This is a genomic window from Sinorhizobium arboris LMG 14919, assembly GCF_000427465.1.
In the GTDB taxonomy this organism is placed as follows: Bacteria; Pseudomonadota; Alphaproteobacteria; order Rhizobiales; family Rhizobiaceae; genus Sinorhizobium; species Sinorhizobium arboris.
The window spans coordinates 15,585-17,287 of record NZ_KE386498.1 but is presented as its reverse complement, the minus strand read 5'-3'; the positions used below and the strand labels follow the sequence as shown (position 1 = coordinate 17,287).

At 66.6% G+C, this 1,703-nt stretch carries 1 protein-coding gene; it reads left to right on the top strand.

The genetic code is table 11. From position 1 onward, the window contains the following. A partial coding sequence (locus SINAR_RS01000000134610; protein ID WP_033058585.1) for an amino acid adenylation domain-containing protein occupies positions 1–1,703 on the top strand: 1,703 nt, incomplete at both ends.

Here is a 1,703-nt window from a genome sequence, read left to right as displayed (position 1 = left end):
CCCGGCCTATCCCTGCGCGCGACTGCGGCAGGTGCTCGACGATGCCGCCCCGCGGCTGCTGCTGTGCGACGCGGCCGGCCGCGCAGCGCTGGGCGCCGAGGCGATCGCCAATGTGACGGCGGTCGACCTCAATGCGGCCAGCCCGGTCTCGGCGAGGCTGCCGGCGTCGGATCCCGACCCACGCGATCTCGGCCTCGCCCCCAGCCATCTCGCCTACATCATCTACACCTCGGGCTCCACTGGAACGCCCAAGGGCGTCATGGTCGAGCATCGCGGGATGATCAATTATCTAAGCTGGGCTCGTGAGACCTACGCGCCCATATCCTCCTCCGTCGTCTCCTCTTCGCTCGCCTTCGATGCTACGGTCAACAGCCTGTTTGCGCCTTTGGTCTCTGGCGGCCATGCATTGCTTACGAAAGAGGGGGACGAGGTCGAGGGGATCAGGTCGAGGGTCGGCACCCGGTGCGGGCTGGTCAATGTCACCCCGACCCTTCTGGATGTTCTGGGGCAGCAGCTGCAGTCGGCTGGAGATGCCAGTCAGGTGGAGCTGTTCGTCATTGGCGGCGAGGCATTGTCGTCGTCGACGGTCGAGCTATGGCGTCAGATCCAGCCGGCTGCCAGAATGGTCAACGAGTATGGTCCGACGGAAGCGGTTGTCGGTTGTGCTTTCCATGACATCCCCGCAGACCTTTCCGCATCGACAAATGTGCCGATCGGCCGCCCAATCGCGAACACGCGGCTCTATCTGCTTGACGACCATGGTCAGCCTGTGCCGTTCGGGGCCGTTGGCGAGCTCTATATCGGCGGGGCAGGGGTAGCGCGCGGCTACCTCAATCGCCCGGAGCTGACGGCGGAGCGGTTCCTGGCCGATCCGTTCATCGGCAAGGCGGATGCACGCATGTACCGGACCGGCGACCTGGCGCGCTACCTGCCCGATGGCAATCTCGAGTTTCTGGGCCGCAACGACGACCAGGTGAAGATCCGCGGCTTCCGCATCGAGCCGGGCGAGATCTCCGCCCGGCTGCTGGAGCACGCGCTTGTCGCCGATGCGGCGGTCGTGGTGCGGGACGATCACGCCGGCGACAAGCGGCTCGTCGCCTATGTGGTTGCAAAGAGGACGGACGGGTCGGACGAGGCCGATGGCGCGGAACTTGCCGCGGCGTTGCGGGCCCGTATCGGTGGCCTGCTGCCGGACTACATGGTGCCGTCAGCCTTCGTGCGGCTGGACGCACTGCCGCTGACGCCGAACGGCAAGCTCGACCGCAAGGCACTGCCGGTTCCCGACGACGAGGCCTATGCGCGCCGGGCTTTCGAGGCGCCGCAGGGCGAGATCGAGACGGCACTGGCGGCGATCTGGGAAGAGCTGCTCGGCATCGAGCGGGTCGGCCGCCACGACAACTTCTTCGAGCTCGGCGGTCACTCATTGCTGGCAGTGCAACTGATGGAGCGGCTGCGGCGGCAGTCGCTCGGGGTCGAGGTGCGCACGCTGTTCGCCAGGCCGGTGCTTTGCGATCTGGCCGCCAGCCTTGGCAGCCACCACGAGGTGGCGGTGCCGGCCAACCGGATCACCGAAGAGAGTGAGGCGATCACGCCAGAGATGCTGCCGCTGATCGATCTGACCCAGGAGGAGATCGACCGGATCGTGTCGACGGTTCCCGGCGGCGTCGGCAACATCCAGGATATCTATGGCCTGTCGCCGCTGC